The 15,707-nt window shown below is 47.7% G+C and carries 8 protein-coding genes; all 8 read right to left on the bottom strand.

Translation table 11 applies throughout. From position 1 onward, the window contains the following. Position 1: 1 nt before the first annotated feature. Positions 2-826: a vitamin B12 ABC transporter substrate-binding protein BtuF gene (btuF, locus tag BCT11_RS16250; RefSeq protein ID WP_198593957.1), complete on the bottom strand. Its 825-nt coding sequence runs from the start codon at positions 824-826 to the stop codon at positions 2-4. Next, a complete protein-coding gene (locus tag BCT11_RS16245; RefSeq protein ID WP_102388751.1) occupies positions 826-1,779 on the bottom strand; it encodes a cobalamin biosynthesis family protein in 954 nt (317 codons plus the stop codon). Before BCT11_RS16245 ends, btuF begins: the two co-directional genes overlap by 1 nt. A gap of 14 nt (positions 1,780-1,793) precedes the next feature. After that, positions 1,794-2,489, bottom strand: a complete 696-nt coding sequence (mtnN, locus tag BCT11_RS16240) for a 5'-methylthioadenosine/S-adenosylhomocysteine nucleosidase (RefSeq protein WP_005436177.1) — start codon at positions 2,487-2,489, stop codon at positions 1,794-1,796. Between the two features lie 65 nt (positions 2,490-2,554). Next, complete coding sequence (locus BCT11_RS16235; protein WP_038878196.1) at positions 2,555-2,983, bottom strand: DUF1499 domain-containing protein; 429 nt, start codon at positions 2,981-2,983, stop codon at positions 2,555-2,557. 91 nt (positions 2,984-3,074) lie between these two features. Continuing rightward, positions 3,075-4,487 carry an FAD-dependent oxidoreductase gene (locus BCT11_RS16230; protein WP_039974748.1) on the bottom strand — a complete coding sequence of 471 codons (1,413 nt, stop codon included), beginning with the start codon at positions 4,485-4,487 and terminating at the stop codon, positions 3,075-3,077. A gap of 20 nt (positions 4,488-4,507) precedes the next feature. Further along, the gene (gene gltB / locus BCT11_RS16225) at positions 4,508-8,971 is read right to left on the bottom strand and encodes a glutamate synthase large subunit (protein WP_102388750.1); all 4,464 of its coding nucleotides are present in this window, start codon (positions 8,969-8,971) and stop codon (positions 4,508-4,510) included. A 451-nt stretch (positions 8,972-9,422) separates the two neighbouring features. Further along, positions 9,423-10,892, bottom strand: a complete 1,470-nt coding sequence (locus tag BCT11_RS16220; protein ID WP_102388749.1) for a glutamate synthase subunit beta — start codon at positions 10,890-10,892, stop codon at positions 9,423-9,425. Then, positions 10,892-15,442 (bottom strand): glutamate synthase large subunit, encoded by a 4,551-nt coding sequence (gltB, locus tag BCT11_RS16215; RefSeq protein WP_102388748.1) that lies wholly within the window; start codon positions 15,440-15,442, stop codon positions 10,892-10,894. Before gltB (BCT11_RS16215) ends, BCT11_RS16220 begins: the two co-directional genes overlap by 1 nt. Positions 15,443-15,707 lie beyond the last annotated feature (265 nt).

The raw sequence follows: 15,707 nt of genomic DNA, 5'->3' as shown, positions 1-15,707 counted from the left end.
GTTAGCGTTTTTGCCGAACGGTTTCAAAGTGTTCACACACCTCTGTGATCGCGTTTAAGGTTCTTGGGGTTGGGCGGTTGATCCAGTCGGAATTGAGTGACCAAACGTGGTTGTTCTTTAATGCTGGGATGTCGTTTTTCCATTCAGCCCACATGCCATCATTACTCATGGCATGGCGAGAGGTAAACAGGACTTCGGGTTGGCGAGTAATCACTTGCTCGATGCTGACTTGTGGGTAAGGGGCTCCGCCTTTGGCAAAGATATTTTCACCACCGCAGAAGGTGAAAACTTCACTTGGCCAGTTCTTGCCCGCAACGGTGATGATCGGCTTCTCACTTAATTGATAGAAGTAACTGACTTTATCCTCGGTATTGTATTTTTCTTTTAATGCTTCTAGCTGCGCGCGGAATTCTGCGGCGGCTTTTTGCCCAACTTCCGGCTTCTCACTGTACTGGCTAAGTTGTTCAATGTTCGTAGCGATGTCTTCTAACGTTCCAGTGGTTGAGTAGTAGATGGGAATGTCAAACTGCTTGAGCTTTTCAAGTTCTTTGGCTGGATTACCTGCTGGCCAAGCGATAACTAAATCGGGTTGAAGGGCAATGATGCGCTCTAACTTGATGCCTTGATAGTTTGATACTTTCTCTAAATCTTTAGCTTGCTCTGGGTAGTCACTCATTTCACTGACGGCAATCAGTTTGTCACCAAGACCTGCAGCATAGGCGATTTCTGTTGAGTGTGGTGCCAGGCTGATGACGCGTTGCGCTGGTTCATTGGCAAAAGAAGCGGCAGAAAAGATAAGAGGAAGAGCAAAGCAAAGTTTGTTCATCATAGTCCTTGATAAATGAGTCCGAGAATCAGGCTTTGGATAACGACCCAAGCAAAAATACGCCATACAATGAGGGTTTGGATTTGTGCTAAATGAATAGCAGATGGCGCTATACGACCACCAATTTTCGCTCGTTCAGCTCGTTGACCTTGGTACAGCGCTGGGCCGCCAAGTGACAATTGAAGCTTGTTACCAATCGAGCACAACAACCATGCAGGTCCAGGAAGCGGCCAAGATTTCGCTTGTTGAAGCATGGCAGTCGAAACACTCGATAGGTTTTTACCCATGCTAATGAACACGGCAAATAAGCGCAAAGGAACGATCTCCAATGCAGCCGTTAGCTGAATAGCTGGCTTACCAAAAGGTGAATACTGACGGCGACTTGGGGACCAAGCACGAGCGAGCTCTGCCGTTAGGCGATACATTAACGCGCCAATTCCACCAGTCAATCCATACCAAAACAACACACACACAACGTTACGTCCGTAACCCATGATAATGGTCTCTGCACCTGCTTTACCAATACCAAGCAGTGATAAGCTCTCGGTATCTCGATTAAGGTAAGGCTTGAGTAACGCTCGGCACTGCACTTTGTTCTCATTCGACATTGCGGTGACGAGTTGTTTAGCAAGTGACTCGTTGTTTCGCCAGTCGAGAGCAATAAGCAGTAATGCCAGCTCAAATAAGGGCGCTTGCCAAACTAAGGGCTTCATAGCGAGCAGTAATATCAAGCAGGGTACGAGCATAAGAAGCAGTGCGAGCCCGCCAGAGATAATGCTTTGTGAGTAGTTGTGGTTGTTATTAACTTTGTTCGCCAGTTGTTCTGCGAATTTATGCCACAAAGTCAAAGGATGAGCAGCGTGAGGAATGGGGATTAATAAATGAAATAGTAATGCGCCCCACATGACGAGGAGCGCACCATTGGCATAGAGCTGTTGAAATATTTCTTCCATGAAATTCTGGGGACTTACTTAGTCAGTTCCAACATTTTGCATACCATTTCTGAAGAGCTTTTCGCTGCTAGCGGTAGGAACTCTTCGAAGCTCATTGGTGATTCTTTGTCTGCTACGTCAGAGATAGCACGAACAACAACAAACGGTGTGTTGAACTGATGGCAAGTTTGAGCGATAGCAGATGCTTCCATTTCTACAGCGATAACTGAAGGGAAGTGTTTACGGATAAACTCTTGGCGTTCTGCCGTGCAAACAAACGCATCACCAGTACAGATCAGGCCGCGAACTGCGTGAGTGTTTTCCATTTGAGCCAGTGCTTTTTCAGCAAGGTCCATTAGCTTCTCATCCGCTTTGAATGCTGCTGGTTGGCCTGCCATTTGACCCATTTCGTAGCCAAACGCGGTTACGTCTGCATCGTGGTGACGAACTTCTGTTGAGATAACAACGTCGCCTAGGTTTAGGCTTGAATCGAAGCCACCTGCAGAGCCAGTGTTGATAACCACATCTGGTTGGTACTCGTCTAGCAGAATAGTTGTACCTACTGCTGCCGCTACTTTACCGATGCCAGATTGAAGCAGTACCACATCAACGTCGTTAATCTGACCAGAGAAAAACGTACAACCTGCTTTGCTCACTGTTTGGCAGTTTGTCATAGCTTCTTTCAGGATGGTGACTTCTTGTTCCATCGCACCGATGATACCAACTTTCATAACACTCTCTTTCGATAAAAATTTAAGTTGGCGAGAGTATATCACTCTGCACCAATATGTGGTCGTTATTTGATTAACTCAGCATTCGCCAACAGTGAACGTAATTGTTCGGCACGCTTACGGTTCACGCCAAAGTCTGAATAGCCAACGCGAGATTCCGAACGAACAATAAGCTGGTCGCCTTCGATCTTAAGCTCTAAATCGTCCACAAAGCGCATGATTTTAGATGTGCATTCGATACGTAGGTAATTGCCTTCTTTAACGGCTGTCTTCGCGCCTGGCAGTTCAAGCGCCACTTGCTCAATTGCATCGATGTTCGTGGATTCGGTTAGGGTGAATGGTGTTAGGTTGTATTCTTCACGCGTGTCTTGGGTGGAGACGCAGTTGGGTTTGTCACCACAAGGTGATTGAGAACGATCCGTCATGGTTGTGACTCCTTGGCTACAAGCGGTTAAGCCGAGTAAAGTAATGGAAAGGAGAGCGGCTTTTTTCATTGGTTCTATCCCTTATCTTAGGAATTTAATTATATGTAATAAAAGAAAAAAGGATCCAATAGTAGGATCCTTTTTGAGACGTTAACAGTGATTAAACTTCAAGGTAATCGAGAATACCTTCTGCGGCTTTTCGACCTTCATCAATCGCGGTTACTACCAGATCTGAGCCTCGTACCGCATCGCCACCAGCGAAGATCTTTTTGTTGCTGGTCTGGAATTGGAACTCTTGTTTCGCAGGAGCTTTGATACGGCCCCATTGGTCCAACTCGACATCAAACGGAGCTAACCAATCCATTTTGTGTGGTTGGAAGCCAAACGCCATGATAACGACGTCTGCTGGTAGAACGTGCTCGCTGCCTTCAACTGGTTCTGGACGTCGGCGACCTGCGTCATCAGGTTCACCAAGTGCGGTTTTCACCACTTTGACCCCTGAGACTTTGCCTGACGCATCCACTTCAATTCCTAAAGGCTGAAGGTTGAACATGAACTTCACACCTTCTTCCTTGGCGTTTTTCACCTCGCGGCGAGAACCAGGCATATTGGCTTCATCACGACGGTAAGCACATACAACGTTTGACGCGCCTTGGCGGATAGAGGTACGAACACAGTCCATCGCGGTATCACCACCACCGAGTACCACTACGCGTTGCTTTGCCATGTCGATAAATGGTTTGTCGTGCTCCAAGCCCATGACCTTGTACGTATTTGAAATCAAGAATGGCAGAGCATCGTAAACGCCCGGCGCACCCTCATTTTCTAGTCCCGCACGCATGTACTTGTAAGTACCAACACCCAAAAAGACAGCATCGTACTCATTAAGCAGCTCTTGCATTTGTACATCTTTGCCTACTTCCACATTCATCTGGAACTCAACGCCCATCTCGGTGAAGACGCGACGACGATTTTCCATCACGCCTTTTTCAAGCTTGAATGAAGGGATACCGAAGGTCAGTAGACCTCCAATTTCAGGATAGCGGTCAAATACGACAGGTTTCACGCCATTGCGGACTAGGATATCAGCGGCAGCCAAGCCTGCTGGTCCTGCACCAATGATGGCAACCCTTTTATCGGTCCACTCCACCTTGGACATGTCAGGCTTCCAGCCCATTTCGAAGGCTTTGTCGGTAATGTATTTTTCAACGTTACCTATGGTGACAGCGCCAAAGTCCTCATTGAGAGTACAAGAGCCCTCACACAGACGATCTTGCGGACACACTCGACCACAAACTTCAGGTAGGCTGTTGGTTTGGTGCGACAGTTCAACGGCCTCAAGGATACGACCTTCATTGGCTAACTTTAGCCATTGCGGGATGTAGTTGTGGACAGGGCACTTCCATTCACAATATGGGTTACCACAATCCAAGCAGCGATCCGCCTGTGCAGTCGCTTGTTGTTTGGTAAATGGTTCATAGATTTCAACGAACTCGATCTTACGAACTTTTATAGGCTTCTTCGCAGGATCTACGCGTTGAACATCGATAAATTGATAAACGTTCTGACTCATGATTCAAACATCCTCCATGATTATTGGGCTTGAACGCGCAGTTCTGCGGCACTGCGACTCTGGTGACCAAGTAGCGTGCGTAAGTCCGCCGCTTGTGGTTTCACCAAGTAGAACTTTGGAATCCATTCATCAAAGTTCGCCAAGATATCTTCTGCGTGGCTAGAGCCGGTTTCTTCAAGATGTTCGGCAATCAGACCACGTAAGTGCTCTTGATGGATGTAGAGATCCGACAGAGAAATCGCTTCAACCGATTCGTTGTTCACGCGACCTTGGAAGTCTTGGTTCTCATCTAATACGTAAGCAAAACCGCCAGTCATGCCTGCGCCAAAGTTCACGCCTGTCGCGCCAAGAATGGCGACAATACCGCCAGTCATGTACTCACAAGCGTTATCGCCAGCACCTTCAATGACGGCAATCGTACCTGAGTTACGTACGCCGAAACGCTCACCTGCTTTACCTGCCGCAAACAGTTTACCGCCGGTTGCACCGTACAGACAGGTGTTACCAATGATGGTCGCCTCATTACACTTAAATGTAGTGCCAAGGTGAGGTTTGATAACCACCTTACCGCCAGCCATGCCTTTACCTACGTAGTCGTTTGCATCGCCAGTGAGGTAAAGCTCTACGCCACCTGCGTTCCAAACGCCAAATGACTGACCAGCGGTGCCATCCAAGTGCAGTTTGATTGGCGTTGCCGCCATGCCTTGGTTGCCGTAACGCTGAGCGATTTCACCAGATAGGCGAGCACCCACAGAACGGTCGGTGTTGATCACGTTGTAGAAGAAGCTGGCAGATTGACGTTTCTCAACCGCTTGCAGCGCGTCTTCAATGATCTTGTTGTTTAGCTCTGCTTTATCAAATGGTGTATTTGGCCGTGTCCAGTAAAGAGGGTGTCCTTCTGGAGAGACTGGCGCCTCAAGGATATTCGACAGATCTAGCTTGGTTTGTTTCGCTGTCAGACCTTCAACGGTTTCCAACAAATCCGTGCGACCAATCAAGTCAGTCAGTTTTTCAACACCAAGTTCAGCGAGCAATCCTCGCACTTCGTCCGCCAGACCGATGAAGTAGTTCATCACCATTTCCGGTAGACCTTTGAAGTACTCTTTACGCAGCGTTTCGTCTTGAGTCGCGACTCCAGTAGCACAGTTGTTGAGGTGACAAATACGTAGGAACTTACAACCCATTGCCACCATTGGCGCAGTACCAAAACCGAAGCTTTCTGCACCGAGAATCGCCGCTTTCACCACGTCTAGACCAGTTTTTAGACCACCATCTACTTGTAGTCGGATCTTGTGGCGCAGACCATTAGCAACCAGTGCTTGTTGTGTCTCTGCCAATCCCAACTCCCAAGGGCTACCTGCGTATTTCACGGAAGTTAAAGGGCTTGCTGCGGTACCGCCGTCGTAACCCGAAATGGTAATGAGATCTGCGTAAGCTTTCGCTACACCTGTTGCGATGGTGCCGACGCCTGGTTCAGATACTAATTTCACCGAAACTAGTGCATTTGGATTGACCTGCTTTAGGTCGAAGATCAGCTGGGCCAAATCTTCAATCGAATAAATATCGTGGTGCGGAGGAGGGGAGATCAGAGTCACCCCTTGTACCGAATAACGCAGTTTTGCGATTTCTGCGGTGACTTTGTGTCCCGGTAACTGGCCACCTTCACCCGGCTTCGCACCTTGTGCCACCTTGATTTGCAGTACGTCTGCATTGGTGAGGTAGTGAGGCGTGACACCAAATCGTCCCGATGCGATTTGCTTGATGCGTGAGTTACGCTCTGTGCCGAAGCGGCGTGGATCTTCACCACCTTCACCCGAGTTTGAGTGGCCGCCGAGACGGTTCATCGCCATCGCTAGTGCTTCGTGTGCTTCGGGGCTGAGTGCGCCAATGGACATCGCTGCAGAATCAAAGCGTTTGAAGAGTTCTGTATTAGGCTCAATTTGCTCTAAAGGTAGCGGTGAATCTGATTTCTTCAGTGACATAAGGTCACGAAGCATAGCAACAGGGCGTTGGTTCACCTGCTTAGCAAAGCTCTGGTAATCGTTACTTTCTCCCGATTTCACAGCGGTTTGCAGTGTGCTTACTACGTCAGGGTTGTAGGCATGATATTCACCATCATGGACATATTTTAATAGTCCACCATGGTCGATGGTTTTGCGCTTCGCCCATGCTTTGCGAGACAGGTTATACAAGTCTTGTTGGAAGTCTTCGAAGCTTGCCCCTTCAATACGAGTCGTCACGCCTTTAAAACACAAATCGACTAATTCTTGGCTTAAACCAACCGCTTCAAACAGTTGTGAACAACGGTACGATGCAATGGTGGAAATCCCCATCTTCGACATGATCTTGTACAGACCTTTATTGATGCCGTATTGGTAGTTTTGCATCACATCGCGATAGTCTTTATCAAGCGCACCATCGTCAATCAGTTTACCCAACGCCTCATAGGCTAGATATGGATAAACGGCCGTTGCACCAAAGCCAAGCAAGACAGCAAATTGATGCGGGTCGCGCGCTGTGGCAGTTTCAACCACAATATTGGCGTCACAACGCAAATTTGCATCAATCAAGCGAGTTTGTATCGCACCGACGGCCATAGCCGCAGGGATAGGCAGTTTGCCTTTGACTAAAGCTCGATCGGAAAGCACAACCAAAACGGTGCCTTCACGGACAACGTGTTCGGCTTGATCACACAATTCATTGATGGCTTGCTTTAGATCTTTCTGCTGTGGATCGTAGTTGATATCGAGAATGGTATTACGGTAATGATCGTCACCAAGCTCCAGTAATTGTTGCATGTCTGAGTAAAGTAATACTGGCGAATCGAAGGTGACTCGGTACGCGTGGCCATCGGTTTCACAGAAGACGTTCATCTCCTGACCAATACTGGTTGCCAGTGACATCACGTGCTTTTCACGCAGTGGATCGATTGGCGGGTTAGTTACCTGAGCAAACTTCTGACGGAAATAATCCGTTACCAAACGCTCTTTGGAAGAAAGGACGGCCATCGGGGTGTCATCACCCATAGAGCCAACAGCTTCTTGGCCCATATCGCCGAGCACTCGAAGTACTTGATCGACTTCTTCATTGCTCATGGCGAATTGCTTTTGATAGGTCCTAAGTACGTCTTCATCAAAGCTGCGTTCACCGACTTGATCTTCAGGTAGCTGAGAAAATGGCGTCAGTTTGCGAACGTTATTTTCCATCCATTCACGATAAGGATGGCGAGATTTCAGGTCATTATCGATTTCACTTGATTGCCACAACTTGCCTTTGCGTGTGTCGACAACTAATAGCTCACCCGGACCAACTCGGCCTTTTTCGGCGACTTCATCTGGTGCGTAATTCCAAATCCCCACTTCAGAAGCCAAGGTAATGAATTTGTCTTTAGTAATCACGTAGCGCGCAGGACGTAGACCGTTGCGGTCTAGGTTACATGCTGCGTAACGACCATCTGATAGTACGATCCCTGCTGGGCCATCCCATGGCTCCATATGCTTTGAGTTGAAATCATAAAAAGCACGCAGGTCTGGGTCCATGTCTGGGTGGTTTTGCCATGCTGGTGGCACAAGCATGCGCATTGCACGGAAGATATCCATCCCGCCAGAAAGGAACAGATCCAACATATTATCTAGGCTGGAAGAGTCTGAGCCTGTCTCGTTGACAAAAGGTGCAGCCGTTTGTAAATCGGGCAGCAGTGGGGAAGAGAACTTATAAGCTCGTGCTCTAGCCCATTGGCGATTCCCTTCGATGGTGTTGATCTCACCGTTATGTGCAAGATAGCGGAATGGCTGAGCCAGTGGCCAACGCGGTTGAGTGTTGGTAGAAAAACGCTGGTGGAACAGGCAGATAGCGGATTCCATGCGTAGATCAGCAAGATCAAGATAGAAGCGCGGTAAGTCCGCAGGCATGCACAAGCCTTTGTACACCAGAACTTGTGTCGACAAGCTACAGATGTAGAAATCTGGATCTTCAGTGATTTGTTTCTCGATACGACGGCGTGCAATGTAAAGGCGGCGTTCAATATCACGCTCGCGCCAGCCTGCCGGTGCAGAAATAAAGACTTGCTGAATATTCGGAAGTGAGTCGGCAGCAATTGGGCCGAGAACCTCTGAATTGGTTGGGACGTCGCGCCAGCCTGCAATCGTTAAAGTTTCTTGGGCGAGTTCTTTGTTTACGATGTCTTTTGCTTGTTGAGCTTTAACAGGGTCTTGATTGAAAAAAATCATGCCCACGGCATATTGTTTGCCTAGATTAAAGCCGTTTTCTTCAGCGATCAGGCGTAAGTAGGAATCGGGTTTTTGTAGTAGAAGACCACAACCATCACCAGTTTTGCCGTCAGCGGCGATACCACCACGGTGGGTCATGCGATCAAGTGCAGAAATTGCTGTTCGAACCAGCTTGTGACTTTGCTCCCCTTCCATGTGAGCGATTAAGCCAAATCCACAGTTGTCTTTCTCAAGACTTGGATCATAAAGAGCCATTGCAATTCTCCCTTTGCTTATCTGTCGTCCGACAGATATATCAACACTGCTCAAGTTGATAATGATGACTAACTATGCGTCACTTTTATGGTTTTATGTATATTTATTCAATAAAAATCGTCAATTATCTTAACAAAAAATGGTTGTTTTATTTTCATCGACTTCACAACCTATAGCTTATTGTAAAAAAGGTCAAGTTATTAGTGAATCATCACGTGAATATGCGATTTACCATTTAATTGGCTAAAATATTTCAATAAATTCAGCTAGATAGGAATTTGATTGTTACAAAAAAGTAACATTTGATTCTGTGAGGCATAAAAAAGACCAGCACAAAATGCTGGTCAAAATAAAAAGATTGGAAGGAACTGTTTTCTTTTCTTATCACCAGCCATCGATACTACTGATGGCTGGATTTATGACTTAAAAAGAGGAAGCGAGAGCACTCCCTTTAAGCTGAAAGCATTAATGAATCTGCTTTCGCTTCTAGGTTTGTGCCACCCATCAAATAATCATCGATGGCACGAGCTGATTCACGGCCTTCATTGATACAACGAACAACCAGAGATTGGCCTGTACGCATATCACCAGCCGCAAATACGCCTTCTTGGTTAGTAGCAAAATCTTGGGTTGCTACGTTACCGCGATCATCTAGTGCGATGTCCAGTTGAGCAAGAACACCAGTTGGTTCCGGATGCAGGAAGCCCATAGCAAGAAATGCCATATCACATGGGATCACACGCTCACTGCCTTCTACTTCTTTGAAGCTTGGACGCTCGCCAGGTTTTGCATCTTGCCAAACGATATCGGCAATACGCAGACCAGTCACTTCACCTTTGTCATTGCCGATGAACTCTTTGGTTAGGATATTCCAGTGACGATCAACGCCTTCTTCATGAGACGTCGAAGTACGCATGATCATTGGATACTGTGGCCACGGCATGTTTGCTGGGCGTTTTTCTGGCGGAATCGGCATGATCTCAACCTGAGTAATGCTTGCTGCACCGTGACGGTTTGATGTACCTACACAGTCAGAACCCGTATCACCGCCACCGATGACAACCACATGTTTACCTTTTGCGTGAATTTCTTCCGTTTTTAGGTCCATGTTATTTGCACGACGGTTGTTTTGACCAAGGAACTGCATGGCAAAGTAAACACCATTTAGCTCGCGCCCAGGAACTGGAAGATCACGTGGAACGGTTGAGCCACCAGTAAGAAGCACAACATCGTATTCTTGACGAAGCTGTTGAGCGTTTACGTCGACACCGATATGTTGGTTTACTTTGAATTCAATGCCAGCTTCTGCCATCAGGTTGATCTTGCGATCAATGACATCCATGCCCAGCTTGAAATCAGGAATACCAAAACGTAGTAGGCCACCCACTTTCTCGTCTCGTTCGAATACCGTCACAGTATGACCAGCGCTGTTTAGCTGCTCAGCAGCCGCAAGGCCAGCAGGACCCGAACCAATGATCGCGACTGTTTTACCAGTGCGAGAACGCGGTGTTTTTGGTTTGGCGTACCCTTCACGATACGCCGTTTCTACGATGGTTTTCTCGATATTACAGATAGTGATTGGATCTTGGTTGATACCAAGAACACAAGCACTTTCACATGGAGCAGGACAAACACGACCAGTAAATTCTGGGAAGTTATTGGTTGAGCTTAGAATGTTCCATGCTTCTTCCCAGCTATCACGATAAACCGCATCGTTAAACTCTGGGATGATGTTACCGATAGGGCAGCCGTTATGACAAAACGGCACACCACAATCCATACAACGAGAAGCTTGAGTATTGATCTTGTCACCAAACTCCTCGTTCAGAACGAATTCTTTGTTGTTCTTGATACGTTCAGCTGGATCGATCTTCTGTGGTAGTTCACGACCATGCTCTAAAAATCCAGTAGGCTTGCCCATTATACGGCCTCCGCTTGAGTTTCGTTTCCTTGAGACTGTGCTTCAGCTTTACGCTTTTGAAGAACCGCTTTGTAGTCACGCGGCATTACCTTAACCATAGAGGCTAGGCTTGCTTCAAAGTTGTCTAGGAAAGACTGAGCGACTTCACTTCCTGTGAATTGAACATGCTTAGTTAGCATGTCGAGTAATAGATCTCTGTCTTCTTGCTCGATTGGATCTAGGTCTACTAGCTCTGGGTTCAGTTTTGACTCAAAGTCGCCTGATTTATCCCATACGTAAGCCACGCCGCCACTCATACCTGCGGCAAAGTTACGACCTGTTGAACCAAGGATAATTGCTGCACCGCCAGTCATGTATTCACAACCGTGGTCACCGACGCCTTCTACTACTACTTTCGCGCCTGAGTTACGAACACAGAAACGTTCACCAGCCATACCGCGAATGAAAGACTCACCCGAAGTTGCACCGTAGAAACACACGTTACCAACCACGATGTTGTCTTCCGCGACAATGCTTGATTTCGCATCTGGATAAAGTACTAAGGTACCGCCAGATAAGCCTTTACCCCAGTAGTCGTTCGCATCGCCTTCTACTTCGAACTTCACGCCCTTAGCTAGGAATGCGCCGAATGACTGACCTGCAGAACCTTTGAACTTCACGTTCATTGGTTGAGGTAGACCGGCATCTTTGTACACTTTCGAGATTTCGTTCGACAGCATGGTACCTGCAGAGCGGTCTGTGTTGACGATAGGGAACTCGGCATTCACCGCTTCGCCTTTCTCGAGTGCAGGAATCGCTGCTTGAATCAGCTTGCGGTCTAGCACTTCTTCTAGATTGTGGTTCTGCTGAGCTTGGTTGAATACACCATCAGCTTCACGTGGTTGCTCAACGTGAAGAACAGGAGACAGATCTAGGTTCTTGTATTTCCAGTGAGAAACGTCTTGGCGAATCTTCAGCTTCTGACCTTGACCGACCATCTCATCGATAGTGCGGAAGCCAAGTTCAGCCATGATGTCACGCAGACCTTGTGCCATGTATTGGAAGAAGGTTACGACGTCTTCAACGCGACCATCAAAGCGCTCGCGGAGGGTCTTGTTTTGAGTCGCGATACCAACAGGACAGGTATTCTTATGACACTTACGCATCATTATACAACCTTCAACCACCAAGGCTGCGGTTGCCACGCCCCATTCTTCTGCACCAAGTAGTGTTGCCACTGCAAGGTCACGAGGTGTCTTCATCTGACCATCTGCTTGAACCACGATACGGTTACGTAGGCCGTTCTTCAGTAGCGTTTGGTGCGTTTCTGCCAAACCAAGTTCCCAAGGAAGACCGGTATGACGGATTGAAGACATTGGTGAGGCACCAGTACCGCCGTCAAAACCTGCGATTAGTACAACGTCCGCTTTCGCTTTCGCTACACCAGAAGCGATCGTACCTACGCCAGCTTCCGATACCAGCTTCACGTTTACACGGCCCGCGCGGTTCGCGTTCTTCAAGTCGTAGATAAGCTGAGCCAAATCTTCGATTGAATAGATATCGTGGTGTGGTGGTGGTGAGATAAGGCCAACGCCCGGAGTCGAGTGACGTGTTGCACCGATCCAGTCATCTACTTTATCGCCTGGTAGCTGACCACCTTCACCTGGCTTCGCACCTTGAGCCATTTTGATTTGCAGCTCTTCAGCGTTAGTTAGGTAGTAAGAGGTTACGCCGAAACGACCAGAAGCCACCTGCTTGATTGCAGAGCGCTCCCAATCGCCGTTCTCTTTACGCTCGAAACGCATTGGGTCTTCACCACCTTCACCAGAGTTCGATTTCGCGCCAAGACGGTTCATCGCAACAGCCAGTGTGGAGTGTGCTTCGTAAGAAATAGAACCGAATGACATTGCACCTGTCGCGAAGCGTTTCACGATGCTCTCAATTGGCTCGACTTCGTCGATAGAGATAGAACCTGCTGGATTCTTAATAAACTCAAGTTGGCTACGCAGGGTTACCGCGTTGTCACCTTGCTTATCTACGGCTGTCGCGTACTGCTTGAACTGATCGTAGTTCTTGTTGCGTGTAGACTCTTGCAGTAGAGAAATAGTTTCTGGGTTGAATAGGTGCTTCTCACCGCGTTGTTTCCATTGGTAAACACCACCAACATCCAGCATTTGAATCGGGATTTCGCGTTGCGGGTAACCGATGCGATGACGGATCAGCACTTCTTTGGCGATATCATCAAGGGTGAGACCTTGGATGCGAGAAACGGTACCTGTGAAGTATTTGTCGACCACTGACTTGTGGATGCCCAACGCTTCGAAGATTTGCGCACCATGGTACGACTGTAGCGTAGAGATACCCATCTTCGAGAAGATCTTCAGAAGACCGCCATTGATTGCTTTACGGTAGTTGTTGAACAGATCGCGAGGGTTCGCTTCTGGATCCAACTTCTTCGTACGTTGAAGCTCAATGATGGTTTCGATTACTAGGTATGGGTTAACCGCGTTTGCACCGTAACCAAGTAGCGTTGCAAAGTGGTGTGTTTCACGCGCGTCACCGGTTTCAACCACAATGTCACACTTCGCACGTAGACCTTTACGGATCAAGTGGTGGTGCACTGCGCCAACTGCTAGCATTGCTGGAATCGCCGCGTGGTTTGAGTTTACTGCACGGTCAGTGAGTAGGATGATTGAGTAGCCATCGATAACCGCGTCTTCTGCGTATTGGCAGATACGTTTTAGTGCACGCTCAAGCTTGCCTTGATCTTCATTGGCTTGGAATACGATATCCAAAGTCTTCGCTTGTAGGTGCTCGTTATCGATCGCACGCAGCTTTTCAAGCTCAGAGTTCGCCAGAACAGGTGATTCCAATTCTACTTTCTGACAGTGAAGTGGTGTTTCAGTCAGAAGGTTTTGGTCTTTACCCAAGTAAGTGTTCAGCGACATAACCATACGCTCACGGATCGGGTCGATCGGTGGGTTAGTTACCTGTGCAAACAGCTGCTTGAAGTAGTTTGAAAGATGTTGAGACTGATGAGATAGAACCGCAAGAGGCCAGTCGGCACCCATTGCTGACAATGGCTCTTTCGCGTCATTCGCCATTGGAACGATGATTTCGTTCACTTCTTCAGTGCTCACACCGAAAGCTTGCTGACGATGCAACAAACGCTCTGGAGAAGGTTGGCTGAACTGGTTGCTCGCATCTGGCAGCTTCTTCAAGCTCAGCAGGTTTTCTTCTACCCACTTCTCGTAAGGCTGTGCCGTTGCGATGGTGTCTTTCACTTCTTCATCAGAGATGATGCGACCTTGCTCTAGATCTGCAACGAAGATACGACCTGGTTGTAGACGACCGCGGAACTCTACGTTCTCTGGTTCAATATCCACAACACCAGATTCAGATGCCATTACAAGGAAGTTGTCTTTAGTCACTGTGTAGCGAGAAGGGCGCAGACCGTTACGGTCTAGTGTCGCACCAACTTGAACACCATCAGTAAAACATACTGAAGCTGGACCATCCCATGGTTCCATGATGTTCGCGTGGTACTGATAGAACGCGCGACGTTTAGGATCCATGTTTTTGTTTTCTTGCCATGCTTCCGGAATCATCATCATCAATGCATGTGGCAGGCTGCGACCAGAAAGAACTAGGAGCTCAAGTGCCATGTCAAAGTTAGATGAATCCGAGCTACCTTCCTGACAGATTGGAAGAAGCATTTCGATTTCAGCCTGAGTAAACAGGTCTGATTCTAGGATTGCTTCACGGGCTTTCATCCAGTTCAAGTTACCGCGAACTGTATTGATTTCACCGTTGTGGGCAATGTAACGGAAAGGCTGTGCAAGACGCCATTTCGGGAAGGTGTTGGTAGAGAAACGAGAGTGTACCAGTGCCAGTGCGGTCACCATGGTCGGGTTTTGCAGATCAAGGAAGTACTGAGGTACTTGCTCGGTCGTTAATTGACCTTTGTACACCAATGTCTTGTAAGACATTGAGTTAATGTAGAAGTCGTCACCAATGTTAGAAACGCTTTCTAGGCAAACACGTACAGTGTAGTTACGAAGTACGTACAGTTTGCGCTCTAGCTCTTCAGGTGTGATGCCAGGGCCACCAGAGATAAACACATGCTCAAACTGAGGCTCTGTGCTTAGAGGGTCTGCACCGATCATTGAGTTGTCGGTTGGCAGTACTCGGTAGCCGATAACTTCAAGATCTAGACGCTGTGCGTTACGTTCTAGAATGTCACGGCATTGTTCGCGTTTGTATTCGTCTTTCGGGAAAAGAACGACACCAACACCATACTTTTCAAACGAAGGCAGTTTAATGCCTAGCTTAACGGCTTCTTCTAATAGGAATTCATGAGGTTTCTGTAGCAAGATACCTGCGCCATCACCGCTACATGGGTCACAGCCTTGACCACCACGGTGTTCCATGCGAGCCAGCATATCTAGTGCTTGAGTCACTACTTCATGAGATTTACGGTTTTTAAGGTGAGCAACAAAACCGATACCACAAGCGTCATGCTCCAGCTCCGGAGTGTACAGACCCTGTGAATTTTGCTCTCTATCTACCATAGATACATCCTTCCAGTTCAATGTCGACGCAAGAATCCCAGACAGATCTTGGCTGTCTTAGGTACGCTCTGTGCGTCTTGTCCTTTATATTTATGATTCGAAACCGACCTAGGTTGGTCAGTTTTGATTCCTTTCCGTATCTCGCAGGAAAAATTTTGCGAGAAAAACAATCCTTGGTGATATCCCTTTATTTATTATCACTATCTAGTGATTTATATCGGTGGGAGCGGGGTATCGCCGACAATTCCCGCAGTTGTCATTGTAA

This window comes from Vibrio sp. 10N.222.52.B12 (assembly GCF_002875385.1).
Classification (GTDB): domain Bacteria; phylum Pseudomonadota; class Gammaproteobacteria; order Enterobacterales; family Vibrionaceae; genus Vibrio; species Vibrio jasicida.
The sequence above is the reverse complement of the archived record's forward strand: the minus strand, read 5'-3'. Positions and strand labels throughout refer to the sequence as shown.